Raw genomic sequence first — 1,712 nt, 5'->3', positions numbered from 1 at the left:
AGCCCATAGTCGTTTGATTCTTAACATTCGAAGCAGTTGCTTTTTTTGTTGCAGGTATTTTTCAACAGGGCTGAGAGCGAGGGTAACGCCAGACTGGGGCTCTGGGTCACGATTCCAGTGGTTTCCGTCGGGTGGCTTATCGCTATCATCTCCTCCGGCACCGGCACCGGCACCGGCACCGGCACCGGCACCGGCACCGGCACCGGCACCGGCAGCGCCTGTGGCGATCAACGCATTGGAAGAGTGCTTTGCGGTTTCGGGGGATATAGCCAATAGGTCAATGAAACGTGTCTGCTTTATTGGCCAAAGGGGCAGGGGGGTTAATTGTAGAGATGCAAGAGGACTGTTATTCGGCTGCAGCTGAAGCAAACTGAGGGCGAACTTTATAAACCCAACCGGAACAGGGTTCGGCGGTGCAGGTTCAGCTAACTTATTGGCATATAAGAAACGGGTGGGTAGCGGGCTTGAGCCGACAAATCCCACCGCAGGCAGTGACTCTCCAAACATTACGGTCACTAACAGAAGCAGTGATCGGACCATCGGGCAGATAGTTTTATTTTTTTGTGAGCGTATCGTAGACTCAGGCTTAAAAAAATCCACATCCACGAACCCATTTGCTATTAGAAATAATTCGTTATCTTTACGTCGTCCGACTCAGGCACATTGATTGACGTTTGCCGTATGCACGGGAATGTATAGCACCACACTGGCTTGCGCGCCATAAACAGAGTTGGCGATTAGAAAATACTCGCACACCCATCAAGTAACTCTAATTCCAGGCAACTCCCATAGACATCAGGATTAACCTCTGATAACGAAGGGTCTCGCCTTTTTAGTCGCTTTATTTCGCAGCATGCCTGCTGCCTCCATCCTTCCAGTATGTGGTTATCGATATGGATTTTGGCTTTTCTGAGGACGGTCACTATATGTTTAAGCTCCATTTCATCCCTGTACTCGTCCAGCAATGTCAGTACCTCGATGTCAAAAACTTCTGTCTGGTTGAGTTTTAACCATAAACTGGCAAACGCCTGTTTTTCTTTTTTGTCGTCTGGCGGGTAACCGCCCTGTGGCTCCGGTTCAGTGATTGGCTCAGAGGCTTCACCTCTGCTGGATTGAACATTATCCAGGTATTGGGACAGTGATTCTTTAATCTCATCGGGGCATTCTGTCCCTGATGCTTCGATTCTTTTTCTCAGTTTGCCAAGCAAGGATTCAGGCAGTCTCTCTTTGAACTGGTCAATGGATTTCCAGGCGAGGTCGTTGATGGCCATTTCCCTGTTGATCAGGTTAGTCAGAACATAAACAGGTAAAGGTTTGAAGGGGGCTATTTCAACGGCACCTTCTGCCCCGGGCTCTCTGTTTGTGGATAATCTGGTTTCGCACCTTTGAATGTATACCGGGTAATCCAATCTTAAACGCTTTTGCCAATGATCTGCTGTCAAATAATAGTGTTCAGGCACACCAGTGATTTTCAAAAAAATCCGGAACTGCTCCTCTGGCCAGTTGCTGATTTCCATTTTTTCATCCTGTATTTTCAGCTGCGGCATTGGAAAACGGTAGATCTGAGCACTGTCATCCAGCGTCTCAACCTCAAGCCACTGCCCTTTGACCGTAAAGGATATCTCATTGAGGTTCTGCATCAGCACAACGATGTAATTCAGGGCCAGCTGTTCTCCTGACGGGATAAGTCCAGAGACGGGTATCTCAACGGT

General features: G+C 48.5%; 2 protein-coding genes. Both read right to left on the bottom strand.

The features are described 5' to 3' along the window. A partial coding sequence (locus KDK19_RS11460) for a hypothetical protein (protein ID WP_257291999.1) occupies positions 1 to 540 on the bottom strand: 540 nt, incomplete at its 3' end. Between the two features lie 197 nt (positions 541 to 737). Beyond that, positions 738 to 1,712 (bottom strand): hypothetical protein (locus KDK19_RS11455; RefSeq protein ID WP_257291998.1); only part of this gene is annotated, 975 nt, incomplete at its 5' end.

Source organism: Endozoicomonas sp. ONNA1, from assembly GCF_024606325.1.
Taxonomy (GTDB): Bacteria; Pseudomonadota; Gammaproteobacteria; order Pseudomonadales; family Endozoicomonadaceae; genus Endozoicomonas_A.
This window is presented reverse-complemented; position numbering and strand designations above follow the sequence as displayed.